Genomic DNA, 26,809 nt, shown 5'->3' with positions numbered 1-26,809 from the left:
CCGCCGGGCCCGGCGACCGGTTGCCCCGGCTTGCCCGTGAGCCGTACCCGCGCGGCTGCCGTCGTGCGCACCGGCGCCCCAATCGCAACGCCCGCCAGGCTTGACGGCCGGCCACCTGCGCGGCCTCGCGGGCCGTACCTGCGGGGGCCGCTGAGACTGGCGATCGATCACTTGAACGCCCGCGCGAGCCGTGTCCGTGTGGGCGTTCGTGGCGGTGCCCGCCGGGCCCGGCGACCGGTTGCCCCGGCTTGCCCGTGAGCCGTACCCGCGCGGCTGCCGTCGTGCGCACCGGCGCCCCAATCGCAACGCCCGCCGGGCCTGACGGCCGGCCACCTGAGCGGCCCTCGTGGGTGTCGGGCATCCGTACCGCAACGGCTGCCGAGACTGGCGATCGATCACCTGAACGCCCGCGCGAGCCGTGTCCGTGTGGGCGTTCAGGTGCGCGCGCCGGGTATTCGCGGCGCGGCGCCCGCCGGGCCCAGCGACCGGGCGCCCCGGCTTGGCCCGCGAGTCGTACCCGCGCGGCTGCCATCGTGCGCACCGGCGCCCCTACCGCAACGCCCGCCAGGCTTGACGGCCGGCCACCTGCGTGGCCTCGTGGGTGTCGGGCATCCGTACCCGCGATGGCTGCCGACCGGGCGTTCGCGGCGCGGCGCCCGCCGGGCCTGACGGCCGGCCACCTGCGCGGCCTCGTGGGCGTCGGGGATCCGTACCGCGACGGCTGCCGAGACTGGCGATCGATCACCTGGACGCCCGCGCGAGCCGTGCGCGCCGGGTATTCGCGGCGCGGCACCCGCCCGGGCCCGGCGACCGGTCGCCCCGGCTTGCCCCCGAGTGGCCCCGCGAGCCGTACCCGCGCGGGGCCCCGGGCGTCCCTGTGCGCGCCCGGCATCCCGGTCGCAACGCCTGCACGGACAGGCGGCCCCGGCACCGGCGGTCCGTCGGGCGGGCGATGGCCCGGGCGATGGTCGTGCGGGCCCGGCCGCCGGTGGCGGGGTGGTTGTGGTCGACCGCGCGGCATCCGGGCCGTCGTCGCCGGCGGGCGTGACGGATTCGTCAGTGGTGGTCGCGTCCGGGTGCCGTACCCCGGGCGGGCCGGCGGCCGGGTGTGGTGGTGCGTCAGTGGTGGCCTGGGCGGCCGACGGTGAGTTGGGTGGTGGTCGTGCGGGTCGGGCCCGCCGGGGTGGTGGCGGTGAGGGTCGCGGTGTAGGTGCCCGCGGTGGGGTAGTCGTGGTCGACGGTGCCGTACCCGGGGTCCACCGGGTGCGGCGCGCTGCCGTCGCCGAAGTCCAGGGTCGCGGTGCCCGGTGTCCAGCCGGCCGTGTACCCCAGCGTCAGCCGGGCGTTGAGCGGGTGGCCCGGCCGGGGGAGGGGGCGGGCGGTCAGGCGCACGCGCAGGGGGTCCTGGAGTTCGATGGCGCCGCGGTCCCGGTAGCCCCAGGCGGTGGGGCTGGGGAAGCGCGGGTGGTCGGCCGGCTCGGCGCCGAGGAGGTCGGTGGCCAGGGTGCCGAAGGCGTAGGGATCGGCGGCGTCCGTCACGCCCGTCACGGCGGCCGGGGTGTAGTCCTCGCGGTCCGCGGGGAACCCCGGGTCGACGGCGTTGTCGCTCGCGCCCTGCCCGACGGCCCGGAAGGCCTCGGGGGTGGCGAACGGGGTGTCCCCCCAGGAGTAGGCGTACGGGCCCGACGGCACGACGGTGTTGTAGTCGACCCGGGTGCTCCGGATCGATCCGGCCGACACCACCAGCGGGATCGCGGTGGGCGCGGTGCCGCCGCAGCGCGGCGCCGGGCGCTTCGCCAGGATGTTGTTCTCGACCACCGACCCGGTGGAGTTCCCGGCGAACTCCACGTCGCTCCCGCAGTTGCGCCCGAAGGTGTTGGCCACCACGATCGTGCCGGGCGCGTCCGTGACCAGCACGCCCCGGCCGGCGCTCCCGGCGATCAGGTTGGTGGTGACGACCACGCCGGAGGTCCCCGCGTCGACCGCGACCCCGCTCACGGGCGCGGCGGAGATCCGGTTGCGGCTCACCGTGACGTACGAGCCCGTCCCGGTGATCCGCACGCTCGGCGTCGCCGCCGGGAAGGCCCGTACGCCGCCGCGGACCGGGTCGCCCGCCTCCACGTCGTTGTGGTCCACGGCGATCCGGGTGGAGTCCTTGACGAGCACGCCCTCCTGCGGGGCGTCCAGGCGCAGGCCGGTCACCGTGACGTCGTGCACGCCCTCCAGCACGAAGGCGTGCGGGGCGGGCGTCGACCCCCGGGACCAGTACCGCGTCCCCACCGAGGCGTTGGGCCCGTGCACGGTCGGCTCGGCGCCCTGGAAGACGATCGGGCGGCCGGGCTCGCCGGAGCGCCGGACGGTGACCTGGCCGGTGAAGCGGCGGCCCGGCGCGAGCTGGACGGTCTGCCCGGGCTCGGCCACGTCGGCGGCGGCCTGGACGGTGCAGAACGGCCGCTCCGGCGTGCCGGTCCCGGAGTCCGAGCAGTTCGAGCGGGGGCCGTTGTCGACGTGGAGCACGGTGCTCCCGGCGTGCGCGGTGGACGGGAAGGCGGCCCCGGTGACCGCGGAGCCCGCGACCGCGAGGGCGAGGGCGACGTGACGGGATGCTGGCATGGGCAGGACCCTTCTGGAGTCATCGAACCGACGTGTCGAGCTGACGTACCGAGCTGACGTCATGAGCTGACGTGCCGAACTGACGTGGCGACAGGAACCTTGCGTGCACGGGTTGATGCGGGAGGTCTGGACCAGTATTCCCGAGCCCCGCGCGCCGCCTCAACCGGTGAAGGGCCCGGCCCCGCACCGCCGGTCGGCGCCGTTCCGGAGCCCGCCGGTTTGGGCCGCGATGCGCGGGGGGACTGAAGCGGACATGCTGTCAGTTGTGGTGGCCCCCTGGGGCGATGAGCCGGTGTTCGAGCGGAACGGGGACGAGCCGCACGCCGCGGCGAGCACGATGAAGGTGGCCGTGCTGGCCGCGCTGAGCCGGGCCGGCGCGGATCCGCGGGAGCCGGTGCCGGTGGTGAACGGCTTCGCCTCCCGGGCCGGAGGGGAGTTCACCAACGATCCGGACTGGGACAGCGACCCGGTGCCGTGGACGCTGCTCGGCGCCACCGTGCCGCTGGGGCTGCTCACCGAGCGGATGATCACCCACTCCTCCAACCTCGCCACCAACCTCTGCCTGGCCCGGGCCGGGCACGGGGCGGTGGAGGAGGTGTGGCGGCGGGCCGGGGCCACCCGCAGCGCCAGCCCGCGCGGGATCGAGGACCACCCCGCGCGCGAGGCGGGCGTGCACAACCTGGTGACCGCGCGCGACCTGGTCCGGCTGCTGCAGTCCCTGGACGGCGAGCCGGAGTTGCTGGAGCTGCTGGAGCGCAACTCCTTCCGGGTCGACCTGGCGGCCGGGCTGCCGCCGGGGACCAGGGTCGCGTTCAAGAACGGCTGGCTCCCCGGTGTGCGGCACTGCGTCGCGCTGGTCCACCCGGACGACTGCCCGCCGTACCTGCTGGCCGTCTGCTACACCGGCCCGCTCGCCTCGGGTGCCGACGAGGCCGCCGCCGACCCGGCCGCCCGCCTGCTGGCCAGGGTCTCGGCGGCGGTGTGGGAGCGGCGGCACGCGGTCGGCGGCGTCGCCGCCCGCTCGGGCGCGCGCTGACCGCTCCGGGCGGACGGCGGGGCCCCGTGTGGCGGGGCCCGGTACGGCGGGGCCCCGTACGGCGGGGCCCGGTGCGGACACGCGTCCGCACCGGGCCCCGGTGGGCCGGGTGGCGTCAGTACGGCCGGACGAGCGCGTGCGCGGCGCCCGGGATGCCGATCTTCAGCAGCTCGTCCTCCTCCGGGGTGGTCGGCGTGCCGGTCTCCTGCTTGAGGATCGCCCGGGACAGCGCCTGCACCCACATGGCGCGCGGCCGGCGGCGCTCCTCCCAGGCGGCCAGCGCCTCGGGCACCGCCTCGGCGGCGTCCAGGCTCTGGGCCAGCACCAGGGCGTCCTCGACGGCCATCGCGGCGCCCTGCGCCAGGTGCGGGGTGGAGGCGTGCGCGGCGTCACCGGCCAGCACCACCCGGCCGACGTGCCACGGCTCCTCGACGGTGACCTGCGAGATCCGCGAGTACACCACCGCGGCCGGGTCGGTGACCCCGGCCAGCGCCTCGGCGATCGGACCGCCGAAGCCGGCCAGCCGCTCGCGCAGCTGCTCGTGGGCCCGCTGCGGGTCCGGGCGGAAGTCCTCGGCCTCGGCGAACACCGAGCCCAGGTACATCAGTTCGTCGCTGATCGGGGTGAGCAGCGCCTTGGCCTTCAGGTTGCCGGTGGACATCACCACGCCCTGCACCTCGGGCGAACGCGGCAGGGTGACACGCCAGTTGGCGAAGCCGGTGTACTCCGGCGCGTACTTCTCGCCGTACAGCCGCTTGCGCAGCGGCGAGCCGATGCCGTCGAAGCCGACCACCAGGTCGTAGCGGGCGCTGCTGCCGTCGGACAGGGTGACCGCCACCTCCTCGCCCTCGTCGACGAGTTCGGTGACGGTGGTGCCGAAGCGCAGGGTCGCGCCGGCGGCGGTGGCGGCGTCGCCCAGCACCCGGGCCAGGGCGGGGCGGGGGATGCCGTTGGTGGACGGCGCGTCGTCCATCCGGGGCTGCGGGATCTTCGCGAGGACGCCGCCGGCCGGGTCGCAGATGGTGAGCACCTCCCACTCGAAGCCGACCGCCAGGCACTGCTCCAGCACGCCGATCTCGCGCATCACGTGCAGCGCGTTGGAGGGCTGGATGATGCCGACGCCGAGCGCCTCCAGGGCGTCGCGCAGCTCGACGACGTCGACCCGGTGGCCGCGGCCGGCGAGGGCGGTGGCGGCGGTCAGGCCGCCGATGCCGGCGCCGTGGACGAGGACGCGCAGGGGTGGGGTCATGGTGGTGCTACTCCAAGGGGAAGGGGGGCGGGGAGAGGGGCGGGGAAAGGTGGCGAAACGTTTCAGCCGGCCGGGGCGCCGGCCAGCTCCATCAGGTGGTCGACCAGCGCGAGCAGCAGGTCCCGCCCGAACATCCGCACCCGCACGTCGCCGACCAGCATCGGGACCTGCGGATCGAGGTCCAGGGCGGCCCGGACCTCCGCCACCGTGCGGGTGTTCTCGCCGTGGAAGCAGTTGATCGCCACCACGAACGGGATGCCCCGGCTCTCGAAGAAGTCGATCGAGGCGAAACTGGTCTCCAGCCGGCGGGTGTCGGCGATCACGATGCCGCCGAGCGCGCCGTTCACCAGGTCGTTCCACATGAACCAGAAGCGCTCCTGGCCCGGCGTGCCGAACAGGTAGACCACCAGCTCCGGGCTGACCGTGATCCGCCCGAAGTCCAGGGCGACCGTGGTGGTCTCCTTGCTGTCCACCCCCGACAGGTCGTCCACGCCCTCGCTGGCGCGGGTCAGGTACTCCTCGGTGCGCAGCGGCGCGACCTCGCTCACCGAACCGACCAGGGTGGTCTTGCCCACCCCGAAGCCGCCGGCGATGAGGATCTTCAGGGCCGCGGGGGCGGCGGCCGTGAGGGGGGACGGGGGGGAGGAGGGGAGAGGTACGGATGGTGCCATGGTTCAGAGCCTCCGGAGTCCTTCGCGTACGGCCGTCAGCAGCCCGAGGTCCAGGCCGCCGTCCCCCGAGGCCCGGGCCACCGAGATCGGTGCCCGGGCCCGCAGCAAGCCCTGGGCGATGAGGTCGCCCAGGAGGATCTTGGTCACCGAGACCGGCAGGTCGAGCCCGGCCGCCACCTCGGCGACGGCGGCCGGCCGGCGGCACCGCTCCAGGATCAGGCGGTGTTCCGGCTGCAGCCCGCGGACGCCCGACGACCGGGAGGCCAGCACCGGGTCGGCGAGCTCCTCCACCGTGGTCAGCAGGGTGATCAGGGTGAGGTGGTCGTGCTCCGGCGCCGTCCGGCCGCGGGTGATGGTGTACGGGCGCACCATCGTGCCCGCGCCGTAGTCGTCGTCCTCGTCCTCGTCGGGCAGCTCGCTCCAGTGCGGCCTCACCGGAGCGTCACCCCCGGTTCCTGGCGGCGAAGGCGTCGAAGTCGCTGCGGACCGGCGTGCTGAGCTTCTGGCCGACCTGCTGGACGAGCTGGTGCATGGCCACCGACATCACCTCGGCGTCCACCTCCTGGTCGGCGACCACCGCCAGGTGGGTGCCCTGGGCGGCGGCGATGACGAACAGCCAGAGCTCGGCCAGCTCGATGATCACCTGGTGGACCGGGCCGCCGTCGAAGAGCTGGCCGATGCCCCGGGCGAGGCTCTGCTGGCCGGTGGCGACGGCCGCCAGGCGCTCGGCGTCGGCGCGGTCGATGGAGCGCGAGTGGCTGACCACCAGGCCGTCGTCGGAGAGCAGAACGGCGCTTCTCGTGCCGGGCACCGTGTCGACGAGTCCGTCCAGCAGCCAGTCGAGGTCCTGGTGGGTGGCGATGGTGCGGTTCATGACTGCTCTTCCGTCCTCGTGGTTCGGGGGTCCGCGGCCGGGAGGGCCCAGGGGGAGGGACCCGGCGCGGGAGTCGGGGGGCCGGCGACGGCCGCGGGGCCCGCCGGGCCGGGGGGCAGGCCGCGCTGCGCCGCGTGGTCCGCGGCGGTGCGGTCGGCGCCGGCGGGGGAGCCGGTGGCGGTGTCGTCGGTGGTGCCGGGCAGGGTGCCGTCGAGGCCGCGGGCGGCGCGGGACTGGCGCTGGAAGGCGCCGACCGTGGCGCCCGAGCGGCGTGCCGGGCGCTGGAACGGGCCCGCCGCGGGCCGGTCGGCGGTGCCGGTGCTCCCGGCGCCAGCGTTCCCGGTGGCGGTGCCGCCCGTGCCGCCGGCCGCTCCGGCGCCGGGGTGGCCGGTCCAGGAGTCCCGGGGCGGCGGGGGGACGCGCAGCTCGGCGGCCAGGCTGGCCTGCCGGACCCGCTGCGGCAGCGGGGGCTGGGAGCCCGCCTGCGGCGCGGCCGGGGCGGGGGCGGCGGGGGCCGGCTGCGGCGCCGGGCCGGTGCCGTCCTCGCGCCGCCGCTCGGCCAGCCGGTAGTGGTCGGCGGGCCGGTACTGCTCGTCGGCGTACGGCGCCTCGGCGGGCGTCACCGTCGCGTAGGCGATGTCCGGGTAGGCCGGGTCGTCGTACCGGGGCTGCGCGGGCCGGTCGGGCGTGCCGTGCGCCTGGGCGCCGTACGGCGTGCCGTGCTCGACCGGCCGGCCCGCCTCGGCGAGCGGGTACAGGTAGCCGTCGGCGTCGCCGTGCCCGAAGCCGCCGCCGAAGCCCTCGAAGCCCTCGGCGAAGCCGTTCTCGAAACCGTTCTCGAAACCGTCCTCGAAGCCGCTCCCGAAGCCTTCGCGGGCCGGGGCGGCGCCGAACACCTCGTCGTCGGACGGCGGCACGTACTCGACGTGGGCGAAGGCCTGGGCCGGGGCCGGGTGGGCGCCGGGGGTGAACCAGTCGCCGCCCGTCTGGTCCGGGTCCGCCCCGGGCGCCGCGAGGGCCGCGCGCTCCTCCGCCTCGTCCACCGCGACCACCGGCGAGGACGCCGGGGCGGTCGCGGCCGAGGGCATCTCGGTCACCGAGGCGAGCGGCGCGGGTTCCTTGTGCTGCTCGGGCCGCTGGCGCCGGGCGAGCGGGATCGGGGTGACCTCGGCGCCGCCCGGCAGGCCGGCGTCGCCGTCCAGCACGTACTCGCCGGGGACGAGCACGACCACCCTGGTCCCGCCGAAGGCCGACGGGCGGAACTCGATCTGCAGGCCGATCGCGGCCGCCAGCCGGCCCACCACGTGGAAGCCGAGGCGGATGTCGTCGCCGCGCGCCAGCATGTCGGTGCGTGGCGGGTCGTCGGCGAGCGCGGCGGCCATCAGCGCGTTGGCCGCGTCGTACTGCTCCAGGTCCATGCCGAGGCCGCGGTCCTCGATCTCGATGGCGAGCCCGCGCCCGACGACGGCTGCCCGCACGTCGACCGGCGTCGGCGGCTTCGAGAAGCTGGCCGCGTTCTCCATCAGCTCCGCGACCACGTGGGCGACCGGGCCGACCGCCCGCTCGGAGAGCCACGGGTGGCCCTCGACGTCCAGCACGATGCGGCGGTACTCCTGCACCTCGCCCTGCGCCGAGCGCAGCACGTCCAGCAGCGGCACCGGCTTGCGCCACTTCCGCTGCGGCTGGCCCCCGGCCATGATGACCAGGTTCTCCTCGTAGCGGCGCAGGCGGGCCGTCAGGTGGTCGAGGTCGAACAGGCCCTCCAGGACGTCCGGGTCCTCGTGCCGGCGCTCCAGGGTGTCCAGCTTGCGCAGCTGCTGGCCGATCAGCAGCTGGGTGCGGCGGGCGATGCGCTGGAGCAGCCGCTCGAAGCCGCGGTGCTGCTCGGCCTGGCGGACGGCGGTCTCCAGCGCGGAGGTGCGGGCCAGGTTCAGCGCCTGGCCCAGTTCGGCCAGCTCGTCGGCGCCGCGGGCCCGGGCCCCGGCGGTGATCGCCCGGCTCTCGGCCTCGACGTCGACCTGCTCGCCGCGCGCGAGCCGCTCGACCACCTCGGGCAGGGTGCGCTCCAGCTCCTGCGCCTGGAGGTGGAGGTCCTTGATCCGGCGGCGCAGCGAGCGGGTCAGCCGCCAGCTGGTGACGACCACCGCGATCACCGCGAGCAGGCCGATCACGGCGGTCAGCGCGACCCGGGTGAGCAGCGAGAGGAAGGTGCCCTTGCCGACCACGACCACGCCGTCGGTGCGGGTCTCCAGGGCCTTCACCAGCTGCGGGTTGATCTGGTCGAGGGCCTGGCGCCACTGGTCCTGCAGCGGCGGCAGGCGGACGGTGCCGGTGGCGTCGGCGACGGCCGGGCGGGTGAGCGCCTGCTCCACGGAGGTCTTGGCCTGCCACGCGGTGCCGCTCATCAGCTCCGACCAGGCGCCCCGCTCGTCCTCCGGGAGGTAGGGGACGACCTGGACGGAGAAGAGGTGCTCCTGGGCGCCGATCGCCTGCTGGACGAGCTGGTAGTCGGCGGCGGCGAGCTTGCCGGAGGGCCAGCCGCGGGCGAGGACCGCGTCCTCGCGGGCCAGCATCTCCTTCGCCCAGAAGGCGTTGACCAGGGTCTTGGAGATCCAGGTGACCTCGCCGTTGTCGCCGTGGCTGAGCGTGGTGAACAGCCGGAGGTCCACGGCGATCAGGTCGGTGTAGTAGGCGTAGACGCTCTGCTGGTCGGCGGTGCCCTTGTCGACGGCGGCCCGCTGGTCGCCCAGCTTGTCCATCGCGCGCCGGGCCTCGGCGACGGCCGTGAGCACCTCGGCGGGTGCGCTGTCGGCGGTCTCCTTGGAGAGGACCTGGAACTTCTGCACGGCCTCGTCGGTGAGCTGGCGCTGGCGCTTCAGCTGGTCGGTCACGGCGGCGGTGCCGGGCCGGGCGAGCGCCTCGGCGGTGAGGCGGCGCTCCTCCTGGAGGTTGTAGTAGACGATGTTGGACGGCTGTCCCGCCTTCTGGGCCAGCAGTCCCTGGTCCGCCTGACGCTGGAAGTCGAAGAAGGTCACACCGCTGGTGACCGCCCACAGGACGGCCAGGGCGATGCTGGGGACGAGGGCGAGGACGAGCAGTGCCGTCCGCAGTGACAGGCGCGGACGACGCCTGCGGGGGGCCTTCGGCGTCGGGGGCCGCCGATTCGCACGCGCGCGCAGAGCTGACTCCTTGGGGCTGGCGGCCGGCCCGGGAGGGGCCGCACCGACCGGGGCACGGGCTTTATGACGAGGCGATACTAGTCATACGGTGTGTTAGGAGTGAAAGCCCGTTCGATCTTCGGACCGCGCACACACAAGTCCTTGACATCGCCGGAGCGCGGGATCCACGGCCCCGCCGGGGCGGTTCCGCGGCCGCCGCGCGCCCCGCCCCGGAGGGCCGCGGGGCAGGTCCGGCCGGTCGCGCGGCAGCGCCCGCCGGCCCGTGCGGCAAGTCCCCCCGAGTGGAACGGGGTTGTCCCGCCGGACGGTTCACGGCTACGGTACTCGCCATCATGCAGACGTGGAGCCTTCTTCTCGGTGGCCGCAGCGGGGTCTGACAGACCGGCACCCCGCTGCGGGTCGCCGTGCTGCCGGTCGTCGTCCCCTCGACACCGAACCAGGGAAGGACGCCGCACCCCGTGCGCTCCACCGAACCCGCACAGAACGTCAAACCGTTCGCCACCCTGCGGACACCCGCCGGTCCCGTCCCGGCCGACGCCCCCGCCTGGAACCCCCAACGCGCCGGTTCCATGCCCTCCCACCGCTACCGCCCCGCCCACGAGCGCGTCCCGCTGCCGCCCGTCGACGCCCTGCCGGGCGGGCGCCGGTGGCCCGCCCGGCGGATCGAACGGGCCCCGCTGTGGGTCCCGGTCGACCTGCGGGACGGCAACCAGGCGCTCGCCGAACCGATGGACCCGGGCCGCAAGCGCCGGATGTTCGACCTCTTCCTCGCCATGGGCTTCAAGGAGATCGAGGTCGGTTACCCCTCCGCCAGCCGGACCGACTTCGACTTCGTGCGCCACCTCGCCACCACCCCCGGCGCGGTGCCCGAGGACGTCACCGTCGTGGTCTTCACCGCCGCCCGCGCCGACCTGATCGACCGCACCTTCGAGGCCGTCGAGGGACTGCCCCGGGTCGTCGTCCACCTCTACACGGCCACCGCCCCCGTCTGGCGCGAGCTCGTCCTCGGCCGCGACCGGGCCCAGGTGCGGGAGCTGGTCACCGCCGCCGCCGAGCGGATGGCCCGCCGCGGCGGCGACCGCCCCGGCCTGCGCTTCCAGTTCTCGCCCGAGGTCTTCAACCTGACCGAACCGGACTACGTGCTGGAACTGTGCGACGGCCTCACCGAACTGTGGGACGCGAGCCCGGACCGCCCGGTGATCCACAACCTGCCCGCCACCGTCGAGATCGCCACCCCCAACGTCTACGCCGACCAGATCGAGTACCTGCACCGGCACCTGGCCCGGCGCGACGCGGTGATCCTCTCCGTCCACCCGCACAACGACCGCGGCACCGGCATCGCCTGCGCCGAACTCGCCCTGCTGGCCGGCGCCCAGCGGATCGAGGGCTGCCTGTTCGGCAACGGCGAGCGGACCGGCAACGTCGACCTGGCGACCCTCGCGCTGAACCTGCACACCCAGGGCGTCGACCCGATGCTCGACTTCTCCGACATCGACGGGATCCGCCGCACCGTCGAGCACTGCAACCGGCTGCCCGTCCCCGAACGCCACCCCTACGCCGGCGACCTCGTCCACACCGCCTTCTCCGGCACCCACCAGGACGCCATCAAGAAGGGCCTCGCCCACCACGCCGCCACCGCCGCCCGCCTCGGCGTGCCCGAGCGGCAGGCCCCCTGGGACGTCCCGTACCTGCCGATCGACCCGGCCGACCTCGGGCGCGACTACGAGGCGGTGATCCGGGTCAACAGCCAGTCCGGCAAGGGCGGCATCGCCTACCTGCTGCAGACCGGGCACGGGCTGGACCTGCCGCGCCGGCTGCAGATCGAGTTCTCCCGGGTGGTCCAGGAGTCGACGGACGACAGCGGGCGCGAGATCACCGCCGACGAGCTGTACGGCCTGTTCCGCGCCGCCTACCTGGACGCGGCACCGGCCGCGGCGCACTGGCACACCGGGGAGGCCGACGGGCGGCACTTCGCGTCGCTGTCGCTCACGCCGGGAGGCGACCGGTACCGCGGGGAGGGCAACGGGCCGCTGGCCGCCGTGACGGCGGCGCTCGGCGCGGCCGGGCACGCGGTGGACATCCTGCAGTTCACCGAGCACGCCGTGCGCACCGGTCCCGACAGCGACGCCGTCGCCTACGTCGAGGCCCGGGTCGACGGGCAGGTGGTCTGGGGCGCCGGGCGCGACTCCTCGGTGCTGGCGGCCGGCGTCCGGGCGGTGCTCAGCGCCGTCGGGCGGGCGGGCGCCGGGGCCTCGGCCCCCGCGGGCGCCGGGGCGGTGCGGCAGGATGGGGCGATGACCGACGACACATCCCTGCCCAGCCGCAGCCGGGCGGTCGCCGACGCCCTCGCCGAGGCCGGCCTGCCCGGGGAGATCCGCGTCCTGCCCGATTCCGCCCGCACCGCCGCCGAGGCGGCCACCGCCCTCGGCTGCGAGGTCGGCGCCATCGCCAACAGCCTGGTCTTCGTCTGCGACGGCGCGCCCCTGCTCGTCATGACCAGCGGCGCCCACCGCGTCGACACCGCCTTCCTCGCCCGCGTCCTGGGCACCGGGCCGATCACCCGGGCGAGCGCCGCCCAGGTACGGGAGGCCACCGGCCAGGCCATCGGCGGCGTCGCCCCGGTCGGCCACCCGGCGCCGCTGCGCACCGTCGTCGACACCGACCTCGCCGGGTACGCGCTGCTGTGGGCGGCCGCCGGCCACCCGCACACCGTGGTGCCGATGACGTACGAGGAACTGCTGAAGCTGACCGGCGGCACGGCGTCGGCGGTGGTCCCGCCGCAGCAGTAGCGGCAGCGGCAGGCCCACCGGGGCCGGCCCGGGACCGCTCGGACGGGGCGGTCCCGGGCCCGAGTCACCTACCGCCGGGCACGCCCCGGCGGCCTTCTCGGGCCGGCCCGCAGCACGGGGTGCGCACGGGATTCCCGGTCAGCGCTGCCGCGAGGCGCGGGCGACCAGGAGCAGGAACAGGCCGCAGGCCGTGACCAGCAGCCAGCCCGGGCGGGAGGCGGCGGCGAGGCCCGCCGGGGTCGCGCCCGCCACCAGGCCGCCGGCCACCGCGACGCCCACGGCCGAGCCGACCTGCCGGGCCGTCGAGGTGATCGCCCCGGCCACCCCGGCGCGGTCCGCCGGCAGGCCGCCGACGGCCGTGTTGGTGATCGGCGCGTTGGCGAAGCCGAAGCCGGTGCCGAGCAGCAGCAGGGCGAGCAGCAGGACCGGAACGTCGGCCGCGCCCCCCTCGGACAGGCCGGTGCGCACCAGCAGCAGCGCCCCGCCGGCCGCGGTGAACCAGGCCGCGAGCAGCAGCGGCCGGCGCGGCCCGCCCCTGCTCACCAGCACGCCGGACAGCGGCGCGCACACCGTCGCCCCCAGCGCCATCGGCAGCGCGGCCAGCCCGGCGGCCGGCGGCGTCCACCCCCGGCCGTGCTGCAGCTGGAAGGTGGTGAGCAGCAGGCTCACCGTCAGCGCCACGAACACCGCCACCGCGCCCAGCACCGCCGTGCCGAACACCGGCCGCCGGAACAGCGCGAGGTCCATCAGCGGTTCGGCCCGGCGGCGTTCGGCCCGCACGAACCCGGCGGTGGCCGCCGCCGTCACCGCGTACCCCGCGAGCGTCCACGGCGAGGCCCAGCCCAGCCGCGGCCCCTCGATCAGCACGGCCACCGCCGCCGCCACGGCCGCGGTGAGCAGGGCCTGCCCGGGCAGGTCGAGCCGGCGGGCGCGCGGTGCCCGCGACTCCGGCACGACCAGCGCCGTCAGCACCACGGCCGCCACCACCACCGGCACGTTCACCCAGAACACCGACCGCCAGCCGAAGGCCGCGACCAGCGCCCCGCCGGTCACCGGCCCCGCCGCCATGCTCAGCCCGAACACCGATGCCCACACCCCGATCGCCCGGGCCCGCTCCCGGGGGTCGGGCATCGCGTTCACCACGATGGCCAGTGCCACGGGGCTCAGCATCGAGGCGCCCACGCCCTGGAGGGCGCGCGCCGCGACCAGCGCGCCCGTCGACGGCGCGAGCGCGCAACCGAGCGAGGCGAGGCCGAAGAGCAGCAGGCCGCACTGGAAGACCCGGCGGCGCCCGAAGCGGTCGGCGAGCGCGCCGGCCGTGATCAGCAGACTGGCGAGGACGACGGTGTAGGCGTCCACGATCCATTCCAGGTCGCGGGTGCCCACCTGCAGACCGCGCCCGATCGCGGGCAGGCCGACGTTGACGATCGTGGTGTCCAGGCCGACCAGGAACAGGCTCAGCGCGCAGACGGTGAGCACGGTCCAGCGCCGACGGGCGGTGAGGAGGGGCGGGGGCGGTGGTGCTGTCGCGGGGGTGGTCGTGGGGGTGGTGGTCGCGGGGGTGGTGGTCATGGGGCGGACACGCCTTCCGGTCGGATCGTCATCACGGCGCGCCCATGCTGGGGCCGGGGGAGGGGCGTGGGGCAGCGTTCTTGCGGAAACCGCAAAGGGGTGGTCCCGGGGCAGAATCACGTCCATGGACGCCGACCCCGCCACCACCGACGCCGCCGCCGACGCCGCTGCGGCTGCCGTTGCCGCCGACGGCGCCGACGACGACGTCGCGGAGACCATCGCCGCCATCGGGCCCCGGCTTCGTGCGCTGCGCCTCGGCCGGGGCCTCACCCTGGACGCCCTCGGCACCGCCACCGGCATCTCCGTGAGCACCCTGTCCCGCCTGGAGTCCGGCCACCGCCGCCCCACCCTCGACCTGCTCATCCCGCTCGCCCGCGCCCACCGCGTCGCCCTGGACCACCTGATCGCCGCCCCCGCCACCGGCGACCCCCGCGTGCACCTGCGACCCCGCCGGCGCGACACCGGCAGCGTGCTCGTCCCGCTCACCCAGTACCCCGGCCGGGTGCAGGTCTTCAAACAGGTCCTCGCCCCGCGCGAACCCCGGCTGGTCAGCCACGCCGGCTACGAATGGCTCTACGTGCTCGCCGGCGACCTGCGGCTCCTCGTCGGCGACCGCGCGTTCACCCTCCACCCCGGCGAGGCCGCCGAGTTCGACACCGCCGAGCCGCACTGGTTCGGCCCGGCGGGCGCCGACGCCGTGGAGATCCTCCACCTCTACGGCCCCCACGGCGACCAGGCCGTGCTGCGCACCGGCGCCGCGTCCGGGGGGTAGCCGGAGTCCTCGGGCGTTCGACGTCGGGCCCTTGTCGGGCGGCCTCCGTGATCGTGTGTTCGTCCTCCGGCCGGGCGAGGCCGCCGAGTTCGGCCTGCGGCCTGCGGGTGTCACGGTCCCCACGGGCAGTACCGGCGCCGGCCGGCCCGCGGGGGCGTTTCGAGTCGTGATCCGGGACGAGGCCCGGCACCCCGGCTCAGGTTCCGGGGAGGATACGGCGCGTTTCGTAGGCCCACATCGCGATCTCGACCCGGTTGCGGGCGCCGAGTTTGGCCATCAGGCTCGCCAGATGCGTCTTCACCGTGCTGAGGCTGATGTGCAGCGCGTCGGCGATCTCGGTGTTGGTCAGCCCGCGGGCGACGGCGAGGAGCACCTCCTCCTCGCGGGCGGTGACGGGTGAGACCGGCTGGGCCGCGGGCCGGCCGGCGGGCAGGTCCGCGAAGGCCCGGAGCAGACGGACGGTGACGCTGGGCGCGATGAGCGCCTCCCCGTCGGACGCCGACCGGACGGCCTGGGCCAGAAGGTCCGGTCCCGTGTCCTTGAGGAGGAATCCGCGGGCACCGGCACGCAGCGAGCCGTAGACGTACTCGTCGAGGTCGAACGTGGTGATGACGACCACGGCCAGCGGGTCGGCGACGCCCGGGCCGGCGAGCAGCCGGGTGGCCGCGAGCCCGTCGAGTCCGGGCATGCGGATGTCGAACAGGCAGACATCGGGGCGCAGTTCGCGCGCCAGCCGGACCGCTTCCCGTCCGTCGGCGGCTTCGCCGACCACCTCGATGCCGGGCTGGGCGTCCAGCATGATCCGCAGCCCGGTGCGGATGATCGTCTGGTCGTCAGCGACCAGGACGCGAATGGACACCGCTCTCGCTCCTCGCTCTCGGCAGCTCGGCTTCGACGTGCCAGCCCCGGTCGGCGCCCGGGCCGGCTCGTAGTGTGCCGCCGATCAGGGTCGCGCGCTCGCGCAGCCCGGTGAGTCCGTACCCGTCGCGACCCCGGCCGGTGCGCCGGCCGTCGTCGCGCACGCTCACCCGTACCGTGTGCCGTTCCGTGGCGACCCGGACGACGACCTCGGTCGCGTCGACCGCGTGGCGTCGCGCGTTGGTCACCGACTCCTGCACGATCCGGTAGACGGCGGCGTCCACGGCCGGGGGCAGCGCGTCCAGTTCGCCGTCGAGCCCCAGGTCGACCCTGAGGCGACCACCCGGGGTGCGCACCAGGCGCTCCAGATCCGCGACGCCGGCAGGGGGCGCCAGCTCGGCGCCGACCCCGCGGTCGCGCAGTGCGGCGACCATGGCGCGCATCTCCTCCAGCGTGCGCGCCCCTTCCTCCTCGACCCCCTCCAGCGCCCGGACCGCGGCGGACGGGTCGGTGCCCGCGAGCACCCGGCCCGCCTGGGCGATGATCACCATGGCCGACACGTGGTGGGCCACCGTGTCGTGCAGTTCCCGGGCGAGCTGTTCGCGCTCGCGGGAGCGCACCTGCTCCAACTGCCGCTCGCGAGCGGTCACCCGGAACCGCACCGCAGCCCCGAGCACGCCGGGCAGCAGCCCGAAGACGAAGCCCACGACCCTCTCGACGGCCGGACCCTCGGCCGTGACGGCACACAGCGCGCACGCCGCGACGATCACCGCGCCGCCCAGCACGATCTCCCGTCCCGATCCCCACCGGGGCAGCGCGTACACCAGCACGAGCACGACCGCGGCCGTGTCCAGGCCGACGGGCCCGCGCGGTGCGGCCACGAGCGCGGCCGCCTGAAGGAGGATCACCGAGCCGAACGCCAGCGTGACCGTCGCCAGCGGGCGGGTCCGCCGCCACAGGGGCAGCAGGCACAGCCAGACGGTGAACACCACCGCCACCGGACGCCACACGACGTCCTCGCGCAGGGCGGCCTCCAGCGCCACACCGGCAAGGCCCGCGGCGGGCAGCGCCCAGTCCCGCCGCACCCGGGCGGGCGCGGCGGGCGGCCGGGGTTCGGTCCACAGGGTTCGCAGGTCGTCTCGTAGCACGGTTCTCAGCCTAGGGACCGCGGCGTGCCGCGCATCGGCCGAAAGGACGGGTCGTCACTCCGCCCCGGGGCCGACGGATCCGCGGCCCGCGGGCCGATGCCGCGGAGCGCCGTGGCGAGGAGCCTCGGCACCGGCGGCCGCACAAGGACGGCCGACGAGGTGGTTGGAGGACCCGATGCTCTCGAAAGCCCTGTTGCGCCTGGGGGCAGGCGCCGCCCGCCGTCCCCGGCGGGTGATCGCGGCATGGCTGGTCGCCGCCACGCTCGCCGTCCTCGCCGCCGTCGCCTTCGGCGGGCGGAACGCGGATGCGATGACCGCTCCGGGACTGGACTCCCAGCGGGCCGCGGAACTGATCGCGCGGGCCGGCACCGGCCAGGAGGGGATGACCGCCCAGGTGGTCGTCACCCCCCTCGACGGCGCCGCGACGTTCTTCGACCACGACGGCGCGCGCGCCGCTCTCACGCGGCTGCGGACCGAGGTGGAGCGGCTGCCGCACGTGCTCGGCACCAGCGACCCGGCGGGGGCGCTCGACGCGGGCGGGGACACCGCCGTGCGCGGCGGCCTCGTCTCGGCCGACGGGCGGATCGCGGTCGTCCGGGTGCAGTACCCCGACCAGAGCCGACTGTCGGCCGAGGACCTCGACGCCCTCGTCGGTCTCGGCGACCGGCTGCGCGCCGAACTGCCGCTGCGCGTCGAGATGGGCGGGGACCTCTTCTACGCCTTCGCCGACCCCGACGGCGGCGTGAGCGAGTTGATCGGCCTCCTCGCCGCGGCCACGATCCTGTTCCTGGCGTTCGGTTCGCTCGTCGCCGCCGCGCTGCCGATCGGCATGGCGGTCTTCGGACTGACCGTCGGGGTCGCCACGATGACGGTCCTGGCGGGGGTGACGGACGTCCCCACCTTCGCACCGGTCCTGGGCAGCATGGTCGGGCTCGGAGTGGGCATCGACTACGCGCTGTTCGTGCTCGCCAGGCACCGGGAGTACCTCGCGCGCGGGCTCGACCCCCGCGAGGCGGCGGGCCGGGCGGTGGCCACGGCGGGCCGGCCCGTGGTCTTCGCGGGTGGCACCGTCGTCGTGTCGATCCTCGGCCTGGCGGTCGCGAACGTCCCGTTCATGACGGTGGGCGGGCTCGCCGTCTCGATCGTCGTCCTGACCATGGTGCTCGCGTCGGTGACGCTGCTGCCGGCCTTCCTCGGCGCCGCCGGCCCACGCCTGGCCCGGCCCGGCCGGATCGGCCGGGCCCTGCAGCACAGGCGGCCGGGCCGACTCGCGCGCCGCCGGGACCCGGCGGCAGGCGCCGCCCACGCCGCCGGGTGGCGTCGCTGGATCGGGCACGTCGGCCGGCACCCGGTGCCGTACGCGGTCGGCGCGGCGGGGCTGCTGCTGACCGCGGCGCTGCCCGTGCTCGGCCTGCGCGTCGGCCTGCCCGACGACGGCTCACTGCCCCACAGCCGTACCGAGCGCCGGGCCTACGACCTCGTCGCCGAGGGGTTCGGCCCCGGCACCAACGGTCCCCTCGTCATCGCCGCGGACCCCACCGGTGATCCGGGAGCGCTGGACCGGCTCGTCGCAGCGGTCGCGGCGGATCCGGGCATCGCATCCGTCGCACCGACGCACCTCGACCGGGCCACCGGCATCGCGACCCTCGTGGTGTTCCCGACCACCAGCCCCCAGGACGGGGCCACGGCCGCGACCATCGCCCGGCTGCGCACCGACGTGCTGCCCGCGGCGATCGGGCACGGCCCGGCCAGGGCCCACGTCGGCGGCGCCGCCGCGAGCCTGTCCGACGTGGGCCGACGCACCAGCCAACGCCTGCCGGTGTTCGTCGCCGCCGTGCTGGCGATGTCGTTCCTGCTGCTGGTGCTGGTCTTCCGCTCGGTCCTCGTACCGCTCAAGGCGGTCCTGCTGAACCTGCTGAGCATCGGCGCGGCCTACGGCATCATGGTCGCGGTCTTCCAGTGGGGCTGGGGAGGCCCACTCATCGGGCTGGAAGCGACGGTTCCGATCGTGTCGTTCATCCCGATGTTCCTCTTCGCCATCCTGTTCGGCCTGTCGATGGACTACGAGGTGTTCCTCCTCTCCCGCGTACGCGAGGAGTACCTGCGCACCGGTGACAACGGCACGGCGATCGTCGAGGGCATCTCGGGCACCGCCCGGGTCATCACCTCGGCCGCCCTCATCATGGTGGCGGTCTTCCTGTCCTTCGCCGTCGCCGACGACCCCTCCAGCAAGATGTTCGGGCTCGGCCTGGCCACCGCGATCTTCGTCGACGCCACGGTCGTCCGCATGGTGCTGGTGCCGGCGACCATGACACTCCTCGGCCGGGCCAACTGGTGGCTGCCGAAGTGGCTGGACCGGGTGCTTCCCCGCGGGCCGGTCGGCATCGACGGCATCGACGCCGAACCCGCGGGTGGCGCCCCGCGTCCACGGCCGGCCGACCGCTGACCCCGAGTCGTCGTCACCGGGTGGTCCCGGTGGGGGCGGTCCGCCGGGTGGGGCAGTGGGCGGGCCGGCCGGTGAGGGCCAGGGCGACGGCTTCGAGCGCGCTGGTGAAGGAGACCTCGCTCAGGACGCCCGGGGCGGCGACCTGGTCGCCGACGAGGAGGACGCCGTCGCCGCGGTCGATCGCGGGGCGGTCGCGCCAGGTGGTGCCCGGGCGGTCCACCGCACCGGTGCGGCCGGCCGCGACGGCGGTGCGGCGCCAACACAGGCGCTCCGCCCAGCCCGGGAAGCCCAGCTCCAGCAGGTGTTCGGCCCGGGCCACCCCGGACTCCCGCGACTCGCCGGGAGCCAGCGGAAGTTGGGCCTGGACCAGCTGCTCGCCGGCCGGGGCCAGACTGCCGTCCTGGGTGGTGAAGCGCTCCACCCAGCCGGTGCGGTCGAGGTCCGAGACGAAGAAGGCGTCGCCGCGCCGGGAGCGCAGCGCCACGTCGAGCAGCAGCGTCCGGCCGCTCTCCCCGGACAGGCCCGGGTCGCCCAGCAGCCGGCGCGCCGACTCCAGCGAGGTCGCGACGATCACCGGGTGGTCGGCGGGCGGCAGCGCCTCCAGCCGGGAGCCGGTCTCCACCCGCACGCCCAGCTCCCGGGCGCGGGCCGTCATCCGGTCGATCACCGACTGCCAGCCGCCCACCGGGTACACCGCCTCCGGCGGCAGGCTCGCGGCGCGGCGCAACCGCTCCTGGGTGAACGCCGCCGACAGCAGCCCCGGATCGTGGTGGAAGGTCGCCACGGCGGCGAAGTTGGCCGCCGCCCGGGCCGTCCGCTCGCCCGCCACCTCGCTCGCCCAGCCCAGGAAGGTCCGGCCGACCGGCGCGTCCCGACGGGCCGCCAGCCGGGAGAGCGCCAGCGGCGGCAGCGCGTGCAGCCGGCCGTCGAGGAGGTAGCGGGTGCGCAGCAGCGCGCCGAGCGGGACGCGGGCCGTCGGGCCGGCCAGCCCGCGCTGCCGCAGCCACGCCCAGTGCGGGCCGCGCCGGTAGAAGGCGTGCGGTCCCTCGTTGGTCCGGTACGGCGCCTGTGCGGTGCGGGCCCGTCCGCCGAGCCGCCGGTGTGCCTCGTGGAGCGTCACCCCGGCGCCCGCCTCGGCCGCCGAGATGGCCGCCGTCAGCCCGCCGAAGCCCCCGCCGATGATGGTGATCCGCCGCGTCATGGGCCCGTCCTCCGCTGTTCGTCCGTGTCCGGCCGGTCCGGGGCGCCCCCGGCCGCGGCCGCTGTCGGGAGGCAGACGGCGCGGCGGGCCCGGATGTGACAGCGCGCCGCCCGGCGCGTGCGTCCGGGGTGGGCGCCCGTCTCCGGCGGGGCGGCGGGCCGGGCAGCGTTGCCGCGACCGGGACGTCCTGGTTCGATCGTCCGTATGGACCAGGACGCCAACCCCGAGATCGCCGCCACGCTGCGCCAGATCGGCCCCCGGCTGCGTCGGCTGCGCGAGCGCAAGGGCATGTCCCTGGCCGAGCTCGGCCAGGCCACCGGCATCTCCAAGAGCACGCTCTCCCGGCTGGAGTCCGAGCAGCGCAAACCCAGCCTGGAACTCCTGCTGCCGATCGCCGCCGCCCTTGCCGTCCCGCTGGACGAGATCGTCGCCGCCCCGCGCGTCCAGGACCCGCGCGTCCACCAGCACCCGGGACGCGCCGACGGGCGGACCTTCGTCCCGCTCTCCCGCCACCGCACCGAGCCCCGGGCTTTCAAGATCACCATCCCGGCGGCCCAGCAGACCCCCTCCCTCGCCACCCACACCGGGCACGAATGGCTCTACGTGCTCTCCGGCCGTCTGCGGCTGCTGCTCGGCGAGCACGACGTCGTCCTCGCCGCCGGCGAGGCGGCCGAGTTCGACTGCCAGAACCCGCACTGGTTCGGCTCCACCGGGGCCGGTGACGTCGAAGTCCTCAGCCTCTTCGGCAAACAGGGCGAACGCCTCCACCTCCGCGCCCGCACCCGCCCGAAGGGGCCCTGAGGGGTCCCACCACGGCCCTCCTCGGTCACGTGCCGCCCGCCCTTGCTCTGCGCCGCCATCTCCGACCTGTCCGCTCGGCCCGCCGACCTGGCCGCCGAGGACCGGCGCACCCGGGCCGGAGAGCCGACGGCCGCGCCCGCGCCAAGGGGCTCTGAGGGGTCCCACCATGGCCCTCCTCGGTCACGTGCCGCCCGCCCTTGCTCTGCGCCGCCACGTTCGACCTGTCCGCTCGGCCCGAACTCGCCGCCCCGGCCGCCGAAGCCCGGCGCACCCGGAGAGGCGACCGGCCGCGCGCGCGAGCGGACCAGGAGTAGGAAGTCGGCGGGGCCGACTTTCTGTGCGGGGGTGAGCGGCGGGTCGTGCGGGTTCTTCGGTGGGTGCGTCGGGAGTGGGACGTCGGTGGGGCCGTCTTTCTGTGGGGGGGTGTGCGCGGGGTTCGGGCGGTGCCTTTGGTGGTGGGGTAGTGGTATTTCGGCGGGGCCGACTTCCCACTCCTCGGGTGGGTCAGGAGGCGGCGTGGAGGGGGGTCGGGGGTGGGGTGGGGAGGCCGGCGTGGCGGGCGAGGGCGGCGGCCTCGCCGCGGGAGGTGACGTCGAGCTTGGCCAGGATGTTGGCGACGTGGAACTTCACCGTGGACTCGCTGATGTGCAGGGCGGCCGCGATCTCGCGGTTGCGGCGGCCCCGGGCGAGCTGGTCCAGCACCTCCAGCTCCCTCGGGTGCAGGCCCTCCAGGGAGTGGGTCGCGGCGCCCGGGCAGGCCTGCGGGGCGTGCAGGGGAAGGTCGACGGTGACCGTGGTGCCCCAGCCCGGGACGGCGTCGAGCGTCAGGCGCCCGGCCAGGGCGGAGATCCGGTCGGCGGTGCGGTGGACGGCCAGCGCGTCGGCGGTCAGCAGCCCCGGGCCGTCGTCCCGGACGACCGCGCGCAGGCCGTTGTCGACGAACTGCCACCGCACGTGCAGACGGCTCAGGCCCTCCTGTTCCAGCATGGCGAGCACCGTGGCGCGGACGGCCTCGCGGGCGGTGTGCGCGGTGTCGGTGGGCACCGTGCGGTCCCCCTCGGCCGGGGGCAGCAGATCCAGCCGGATCGGGCTGTGACGGAGCAACGGCCGTACCGCGTCGGCGAGTCGGGAGAACGCGGTGGCGGCCGGCTCCTCGCTCAGCTCGCGGTCGAGGGCGGCGGCGCCGCGCAGGTCGAGCAGGGCGGTGACGGCCAGCTCGGTGGCGTTGCGCCGGGCGGTCGCGTCGTCCAGGGCGGCGGAGCGCAGCGGCGCGAGGATCGTGGAGAGCGTGGAGGCGTGGGCGCCGCCGAGTTCGGCGATGGTGCGCGCGCGGGCGCTCGCCGAGGCGCGTGAGGCGGCGGCGTGGGTGGGCGCGGCGTCGACGGCCCGGTGGTGGGAGTGGGTGGTCAGCAGTTCCCACAGCTGCTGCAGCACGCGCAGCGCCCGTTCGGGCACCGGCGCCGCCCCGGCGCGGCCGCCGTGCGGCCCGCCCGCCGCGCGGACCAGGACCAGCAGCGCACCGTTGCTGCCGGTCGGCGCCGCCGCCACGGCGACGGCCGGGTGAGGGCGCCCGCCGAGCACCGCCTCGCCCTGCCAGGGCCGGCCGGGCGTCACCTCCTCCCGGAGCCTGGCGAGCTCCGCGCCGGTGATCCGCGCGGACAGCTCCTCGGGGCCGGTGACGCTCGCGGGGGAGTGCGTGCAGATCCCGCTCAGCTGGGCCAGCGCGAGGTGCGGGACGATCCCGGCGATCACCTCGGACATCTTCGCCATGAGCCTCGGCCGGGGTGTGCGCAGCACCTCGGCGGTGAGGGCCAGTGCCCCCGCGGGGTCGTCCCAGGACCACCCGCCGGCCCCCGGCCCGTCCTCGCCCCCCGGCCCGTGCCCGCGCCCGTCCTCGTGTCCGTCGTCGCCCCGCAGCTGCTCCACCATGCCGACCAGCGTAGTTCGCGCCCGCCCCCGCCGGCCCGGCCGAACGGACAGGTGGAACCGCCCGAACGGCCGGGCGGACGGCGCCGTCCTCCGTACCAGGCTGGAGTCGTCACCGGGACGAGCCAAGTCCCCTGGAACGAACGAACGGTGGGCATTCCCATGAGCAACACCTCCGGCCCCGGAACCCTTCCGACCAAGGCCATCGGCTTCACCGAGTACGGCGGCGTGGACGTCCTGCGGCCGATCGGGATCGAGCTGCCCGCGCCCGGCCCGGGCCAGGTGCGGATCGCCGTGCGCGCCGTCGGCGTCAACCCGCTCGACCACAAGGTGCGCTCCGGCGCGCTGACCGGGCTGTTCCCGGTCACCTTCCCCGCCGTCCTCGGCTACGAGGTCGCGGGTGTGGTGGAGTCCGTCGGCGCGGACGTCACCGAGTGGCGGAGCGGCGACGAGGTGCTGGGCGGGGTGCACGGCGGCGGGTACGCGGAGCACGTGCTGGCGGAGGCGGGCCGACTGGTCCGCAAGCCGGCCGCGCTGGACTGGGCGCGGGCCGCGGCGGTGCCGGTGGCCGCGGAGACCGCCTGGCGCTCCCTCGACCTGCTGGACGTGCGGTCCGGCCACACGCTGCTGGTGCACGGCGCGGCGGGCGGCGTCGGCACGCTGCTGCTGCAGTTCGCCCGGGCCCGGGGGATCCGGGTGATCGGTACCGCGAGCGAGGCCAACCACGGGTACCTGCGCGAGCTGGGCGCCGTGCCGGTGGCGTACGGCGAGGGCCTGGCCGGGCGGGTCCGGGTCGTCGCCCCCGACGGTGTGGACCGGGTGCTGGACGCGGCCGGGGCGGGCGTGCTGCCGCTGTCGGCCGAGCTGGCGGGTGGCGTGGAGCACGTGCTGACCATCGCCGACTGGCAGGGCGCCGAGCAGCACGGGGTCCGTTTCACCGGCGGCGAGGCGACCGAGACCTACGACCGCCCGGCGCTGAACGGCGCGCTCGACCTGTTCGGGGCGGGCGAACTGACGCTCCCGCTGCACCGGGTGCTGCCGCTGGCGGACGCGGCCGAGGCGCAGGCCGAGAGCGCGCGCGGGCACCTGCGGGGGAAGATCGTCCTGATCGTTCCCTAAGTCCGGATTGGTCTGATTTTCACTCGTTTGGAATAATCCGACGCTCGGAATCCCCGTGATCACGGGGATCGCCCGGTCGGCCGACATGCGCTCCCCCATTCGAGTGCAGAGGGTTGACCGGGAGTGACGGGCGGCGTCGGGCCGCCCGCGCGCACGAGGTCAGGAGGACCCGGATGGACAGGCGAGCGGTGGTCGGAGAGTTCCTCGGAACGCTGTTGTTGGTGCTGCTGGCGGTGGGCGCGGCGGTGCTGGCGGGGGAGGCCATCGGCTCGGTGGGCATCGCGCTCGCGTTCGGCTTCGTGCTGCTCGCGCTCGCGTACGCGATCGGCCCGGTCTCCGGCTGCCACGTGAACCCGGCGGTGACGCTCGGTTTCCTGCTGGCCCGCCGGATCGACGGCCGCACGGCGGTGTCGTACTGGGTCGCGCAGGTGCTCGGCGCCATCGCCGGTGCGGCGCTGGTGCTGGTGCTCGCCAAGCAGGTCCCCGGCCTGGAGACCCACGGCAAGCTCGGCACCAACGGCTGGGGTGACCGCTCGCAGGTCCACATGAACGCCGGTGGCGCCTTCCTGACCGAGATCGTGCTGACCTTCCTGCTGGTCTACGTCGTCCTCGCGGTCACCCACCGGCTCGCCGTCACCGGCTTCGACGGGCTGCCGATCGGCATGGCCCTGGTGGTCGTGCACCTGGTCGGCATCCCGCTCACCGGCACCTCGGTGAACCCGGCCCGCAGCCTCGGCCCGGCCCTGTTCGCGGGCGGCCCGGCGCTCTCCCAGCTGTGGCTGTTCCTCCTCGCCCCGCTGCTCGGCGGCGCCCTCGCGGCCGGCGTGCACCTGCTGACCCACCCGCAGCCCAACCTCCCCGCGGCCGAGGCCCTCGCCACGGACGCCCGGGCCGCGGCGTAACACGGCCCGGGGGGTGTCACCGGCCGGAGCCGGGCGGTTACAGTTCGGCGTCATGGATGACGAGAGGACCGTGGCCGCCCGGGGGGCCGGCGGGCGGCTGGCGGGGAAGTGCTGCGTGGTCACCGGCGCGGCGAACGGGATCGGCCGCGCCGTCGCCGAACTCTTCGCCCGGGAGGGCGCGTCGGTGGTGGCCACCGACCTCGACGGCGACGGACTGCGGCGGCTGGCCGAACGGCTGCCGCGGTCCGTCACCACCGTGGAGGGGGACGTCTCGCGGGACGAGGACGCCCGCCGGATGATCGCCGCCGCCGTCGAGCGGCACGGCCGGCTGGACGTCCTGGTCGCCAACGCGGGGGTCATCCCGCTGCTGGAGATCACCGAGGCGGACGCCGCGGACTGGGACCGCGTGATGGCCGTCGACGGCCGGGGGATGTTCCTCACCTGCAAGTACGCCATCGAGGCGATGGCGCAGGCGCAGGCGCAGGCCGGGGGAGCGATCGTCTGCGTCTCGTCCATCTCCGGCGTCGCCGGGCAGCGCGGCCAGGCCGTCTACGGCCCCGCCAAGTTCGTCGCCTCCGGCCTCACCAAGCACCTCGCCGTGGAGTGGGCCGACCGGGGGATCCGGGTCAACGCCGTCGCCCCCGGCACGATCACCACCGAGCGGGTCGCCCAGCTGCGGGACGAGCCCGGCGGGCCCGAGTACCTCGCCGCCATCGAGCAGCGCCACCCGATGCGCCGCCTGGGCACTCCTGCGGAAGTGGCCGCCGCCGTCCTCTTCCTGGCGTCCGACGAGGCGTCGTTCATCACCGGTGCCGTCCTCCCGGTGGACGGCGGCTACCTGGCCCAGTGACCCGGCCCGGCCGTCACTGCGCCGCGTCCGTCACTGCGCCGCGTCCGTCACTGCGCCGCGTCCGGCGCCGCTCCCGGCTCGCCGGGCTCCCCGGAGAAGCCGACCTCGCCCCGGTGCAGGACGTGCACGACGGACGCCCCGGACGCCCCGGCCGGCGTCGGCGGGAGGGTCTGCGCGGTCAGGACGACCGTCCGCCCGGTGGTGGCGGCCGAGGACAGCAGGTGCGCGTGCAGCCGGGCGGCGACGGCCGGGGCCAGGCCCCGGTCCGGTTCGTCGAGCAGCAGCAGACTCGGTGAAGCGGTCAACGCCCTGGCCACCGCGACGAGTTGCTGCTGACCGCCGGAGAGCGTCCCGGCCCGCCGGGGGAGCAGCGCGGAGAGCTCCGGGAACAGTTCCAGCGCCTCGCCCGCGGGGCCGCGCCGGGGGCGGGCGCCGAGGGCGAGGTGCTCGGCGACGGTGAGCGAGGGGAACACCGCCCGCTCCGCCGGCACCAGCGCGAGGCCGAGCCGCACCCGCTGGTGCACGCCGAGCGCGGTGACGTCCCGCCCGCGCCACACCACTCGCCCGGCGGCCGGCCGGACCAGCCCGGCCATCGCGTGCAGCACGCTCGTCCGACCGGACCCGTTCCGGCCGAGCAGCACCGTCACCCGCCCGGAGGGCACGGCCAGGTCCACGCCGTGCAGGGCCTCCAGCGGGCCGTACCGCACGCGCACGGCCAGCAGGGCGATTTCGACGGGCACGGGGGGCTCCCAGGGGTCGGCGGGTGAGGGTGAGGGGCGGGGGGCGGGGCGGGGCGGAGGTGG

20 protein-coding genes and 1 pseudogene are annotated in these 26,809 nt (G+C 75.9%); 9 read left to right on the top strand and 12 right to left on the bottom strand.

Annotation, left to right across the window (positions count from 1 at the left end; translation table 11 throughout):
- Positions 1–1,119 precede the first annotated feature (1,119 nt).
- A complete protein-coding gene (locus ACFVVL_RS32215; protein ID WP_387681509.1) occupies positions 1,120–2,613 on the bottom strand; it encodes a right-handed parallel beta-helix repeat-containing protein in 1,494 nt (497 codons plus the stop codon).
- A 253-nt stretch (positions 2,614–2,866) separates the two neighbouring features.
- Between ACFVVL_RS32215 and ACFVVL_RS32210 the strand changes: the two genes are divergently transcribed.
- Entirely contained in the window at positions 2,867–3,649 is a 783-nt protein-coding gene (locus ACFVVL_RS32210) for a serine hydrolase (protein ID WP_380422561.1), read from the top strand.
- Between the two features lie 115 nt (positions 3,650–3,764).
- Here the strand turns inward: ACFVVL_RS32210 and ACFVVL_RS32205 are convergent, their stop codons facing one another.
- The 5 genes from ACFVVL_RS32205 to ACFVVL_RS32185 all read right to left on the bottom strand — a co-directional run bounded on the left by ACFVVL_RS32205 (position 3,765) and on the right by ACFVVL_RS32185 (position 9,478).
- Positions 3,765–4,898 (bottom strand): FAD-dependent monooxygenase, encoded by a 1,134-nt coding sequence (locus ACFVVL_RS32205; protein WP_380291314.1) that lies wholly within the window; start codon positions 4,896–4,898, stop codon positions 3,765–3,767.
- A gap of 62 nt (positions 4,899–4,960) precedes the next feature.
- Positions 4,961–5,569, bottom strand: coding sequence for an ATP/GTP-binding protein (locus ACFVVL_RS32200; protein WP_380291312.1), 609 nt, complete (start codon positions 5,567–5,569; stop codon positions 4,961–4,963).
- 3 nt (positions 5,570–5,572) lie between these two features.
- Positions 5,573–6,004 carry a DUF742 domain-containing protein gene (locus ACFVVL_RS32195; RefSeq protein WP_380291310.1) on the bottom strand — a complete coding sequence of 144 codons (432 nt, stop codon included), beginning with the start codon at positions 6,002–6,004 and terminating at the stop codon, positions 5,573–5,575.
- Between the two features lie 7 nt (positions 6,005–6,011).
- Positions 6,012–6,443 carry a roadblock/LC7 domain-containing protein gene (locus ACFVVL_RS32190; protein WP_380291308.1) on the bottom strand — a complete coding sequence of 144 codons (432 nt, stop codon included), beginning with the start codon at positions 6,441–6,443 and terminating at the stop codon, positions 6,012–6,014.
- A complete protein-coding gene (locus ACFVVL_RS32185) occupies positions 6,440–9,478 on the bottom strand; it encodes a nitrate- and nitrite sensing domain-containing protein (RefSeq protein WP_387681504.1) in 3,039 nt (1,012 codons plus the stop codon). The genes ACFVVL_RS32190 and ACFVVL_RS32185 overlap by 4 nt, the downstream gene beginning before the upstream one ends.
- A 713-nt stretch (positions 9,479–10,191) precedes the next feature.
- Between ACFVVL_RS32185 and ACFVVL_RS32180 the strand changes: the two are divergent.
- Positions 10,192–11,862, top strand: a pseudogene (locus tag ACFVVL_RS32180) (2-isopropylmalate synthase); the annotation flags it as partial.
- Positions 11,863–11,916: 54 nt separating this feature from the next.
- Entirely contained in the window at positions 11,917–12,411 is a 495-nt protein-coding gene (locus ACFVVL_RS32175; RefSeq protein WP_387681542.1) for a YbaK/EbsC family protein, read from the top strand.
- Positions 12,412–12,549: 138 nt separating this feature from the next.
- On the opposite strand, the gene ACFVVL_RS32170 is transcribed toward ACFVVL_RS32175, so the two are convergent.
- Complete coding sequence (locus ACFVVL_RS32170; RefSeq protein ID WP_387681502.1) at positions 12,550–13,983, bottom strand: MFS transporter; 1,434 nt, start codon at positions 13,981–13,983, stop codon at positions 12,550–12,552.
- Positions 13,984–14,107: 124 nt separating this feature from the next.
- On the opposite strand from ACFVVL_RS32170, the gene ACFVVL_RS32165 reads away from it, so the two are divergent.
- On the top strand, positions 14,108–14,755 hold the full coding sequence (locus ACFVVL_RS32165; protein WP_387681499.1) for a helix-turn-helix domain-containing protein: 648 nt from the start codon (positions 14,108–14,110) through the stop codon (positions 14,753–14,755).
- A 196-nt stretch (positions 14,756–14,951) separates the two neighbouring features.
- On the opposite strand, the gene ACFVVL_RS32160 is transcribed toward ACFVVL_RS32165, so the two are convergent.
- Complete coding sequence (locus ACFVVL_RS32160) at positions 14,952–15,614, bottom strand: response regulator (protein WP_387681496.1); 663 nt, start codon at positions 15,612–15,614, stop codon at positions 14,952–14,954.
- Positions 15,589–16,761, bottom strand: a complete 1,173-nt coding sequence (locus ACFVVL_RS32155) for a sensor histidine kinase (RefSeq protein WP_380292938.1) — start codon at positions 16,759–16,761, stop codon at positions 15,589–15,591. Before ACFVVL_RS32155 ends, ACFVVL_RS32160 begins: the two co-directional genes overlap by 26 nt.
- 175 nt (positions 16,762–16,936) lie before the next feature.
- Here ACFVVL_RS32155 and ACFVVL_RS32150 point away from each other — a divergent pair, with 175 nt between their 5' ends.
- Positions 16,937–19,207, top strand: a complete 2,271-nt coding sequence (locus ACFVVL_RS32150) for an MMPL family transporter (RefSeq protein WP_387681494.1) — start codon at positions 16,937–16,939, stop codon at positions 19,205–19,207.
- 13 nt (positions 19,208–19,220) lie between these two features.
- On the opposite strand, the gene ACFVVL_RS32145 is transcribed toward ACFVVL_RS32150, so the two are convergent.
- On the bottom strand, positions 19,221–20,408 hold the full coding sequence (locus tag ACFVVL_RS32145; protein WP_387681491.1) for an NAD(P)-binding protein: 1,188 nt from the start codon (positions 20,406–20,408) through the stop codon (positions 19,221–19,223).
- Between the two features lie 204 nt (positions 20,409–20,612).
- Between ACFVVL_RS32145 and ACFVVL_RS32140 the strand changes: the two genes are divergently transcribed.
- On the top strand, positions 20,613–21,209 hold the full coding sequence (locus ACFVVL_RS32140; protein WP_387681488.1) for a helix-turn-helix domain-containing protein: 597 nt from the start codon (positions 20,613–20,615) through the stop codon (positions 21,207–21,209).
- 504 nt (positions 21,210–21,713) lie between these two features.
- Here the strand turns inward: ACFVVL_RS32140 and ACFVVL_RS32135 are convergent.
- Positions 21,714–23,138, bottom strand: coding sequence for a LuxR C-terminal-related transcriptional regulator (locus ACFVVL_RS32135; protein WP_387681485.1), 1,425 nt, complete (start codon positions 23,136–23,138; stop codon positions 21,714–21,716).
- A 159-nt stretch (positions 23,139–23,297) separates the two neighbouring features.
- Between ACFVVL_RS32135 and ACFVVL_RS32130 the strand changes: the two genes are divergently transcribed.
- The 3 genes from ACFVVL_RS32130 (at position 23,298) to ACFVVL_RS32120 (ending at position 26,006) form a co-directional block, all read left to right on the top strand.
- On the top strand, positions 23,298–24,254 hold the full coding sequence (locus ACFVVL_RS32130; RefSeq protein ID WP_387681482.1) for an NADP-dependent oxidoreductase: 957 nt from the start codon (positions 23,298–23,300) through the stop codon (positions 24,252–24,254).
- A gap of 173 nt (positions 24,255–24,427) precedes the next feature.
- Positions 24,428–25,156 carry an MIP family channel protein gene (locus ACFVVL_RS32125; protein WP_380292950.1) on the top strand — a complete coding sequence of 243 codons (729 nt, stop codon included), beginning with the start codon at positions 24,428–24,430 and terminating at the stop codon, positions 25,154–25,156.
- 52 nt (positions 25,157–25,208) lie between these two features.
- Complete coding sequence (locus ACFVVL_RS32120; RefSeq protein WP_387681479.1) at positions 25,209–26,006, top strand: SDR family NAD(P)-dependent oxidoreductase; 798 nt, start codon at positions 25,209–25,211, stop codon at positions 26,004–26,006.
- A gap of 47 nt (positions 26,007–26,053) precedes the next feature.
- Here ACFVVL_RS32120 and ACFVVL_RS32115 read toward each other — a convergent pair whose 3' ends face one another.
- A complete protein-coding gene (locus tag ACFVVL_RS32115; protein WP_387681476.1) occupies positions 26,054–26,746 on the bottom strand; it encodes an ABC transporter ATP-binding protein in 693 nt (230 codons plus the stop codon).
- Positions 26,747–26,809: the final 63 nt, after the last annotated feature.

Origin of the sequence: Kitasatospora sp. NPDC058115, from assembly GCF_042884635.1 — a bacterium.
Classification (GTDB): domain Bacteria; phylum Actinomycetota; class Actinomycetes; order Streptomycetales; family Streptomycetaceae; genus Kitasatospora.
Note: the sequence above shows the minus strand (reverse complement) of the source record. Positions and strands in the feature narration are given on the sequence as shown.

Bases quoted from the DNA above. Each gene is read 5' to 3' on its own strand.
- ACFVVL_RS32150 (WP_387681494.1), top strand. From the start codon at position 16,937: ATGCTCTCGAAAGCCCTGTTGCGCCTGGGGGCAGGCGCCGCCCGCCGT.
- ACFVVL_RS32140 (WP_387681488.1), top strand. From the start codon at position 20,613: ATGGACCAGGACGCCAACCCCGAGATCGCCGCCACGCTGCGCCAGATC.
- ACFVVL_RS32120 (WP_387681479.1), top strand. From the start codon at position 25,209: ATGGATGACGAGAGGACCGTGGCCGCCCGGGGGGCCGGCGGGCGGCTG.
- ACFVVL_RS32165 (WP_387681499.1), top strand. From the start codon at position 14,108: ATGGACGCCGACCCCGCCACCACCGACGCCGCCGCCGACGCCGCTGCG.
- ACFVVL_RS32135 (WP_387681485.1), bottom strand. From the start codon at position 23,138: ATGGTGGAGCAGCTGCGGGGCGACGACGGACACGAGGACGGGCGCGGG.
- ACFVVL_RS32215 (WP_387681509.1), bottom strand. From the start codon at position 2,613: ATGCCAGCATCCCGTCACGTCGCCCTCGCCCTCGCGGTCGCGGGCTCC.
- ACFVVL_RS32175 (WP_387681542.1), top strand. From the start codon at position 11,917: ATGACCGACGACACATCCCTGCCCAGCCGCAGCCGGGCGGTCGCCGAC.
- ACFVVL_RS32200 (WP_380291312.1), bottom strand. From the start codon at position 5,569: ATGGCACCATCCGTACCTCTCCCCTCCTCCCCCCCGTCCCCCCTCACG.
- ACFVVL_RS32125 (WP_380292950.1), top strand. From the start codon at position 24,428: ATGGACAGGCGAGCGGTGGTCGGAGAGTTCCTCGGAACGCTGTTGTTG.
- ACFVVL_RS32170 (WP_387681502.1), bottom strand. From the start codon at position 13,983: ATGACCACCACCCCCGCGACCACCACCCCCACGACCACCCCCGCGACA.
- ACFVVL_RS32190 (WP_380291308.1), bottom strand. From the start codon at position 6,443: ATGAACCGCACCATCGCCACCCACCAGGACCTCGACTGGCTGCTGGAC.
- ACFVVL_RS32130 (WP_387681482.1), top strand. From the start codon at position 23,298: ATGAGCAACACCTCCGGCCCCGGAACCCTTCCGACCAAGGCCATCGGC.
- ACFVVL_RS32210 (WP_380422561.1), top strand. From the start codon at position 2,867: ATGCTGTCAGTTGTGGTGGCCCCCTGGGGCGATGAGCCGGTGTTCGAG.
- ACFVVL_RS32145 (WP_387681491.1), bottom strand. From the start codon at position 20,408: ATGACGCGGCGGATCACCATCATCGGCGGGGGCTTCGGCGGGCTGACG.
- ACFVVL_RS32205 (WP_380291314.1), bottom strand. From the start codon at position 4,898: ATGACCCCACCCCTGCGCGTCCTCGTCCACGGCGCCGGCATCGGCGGC.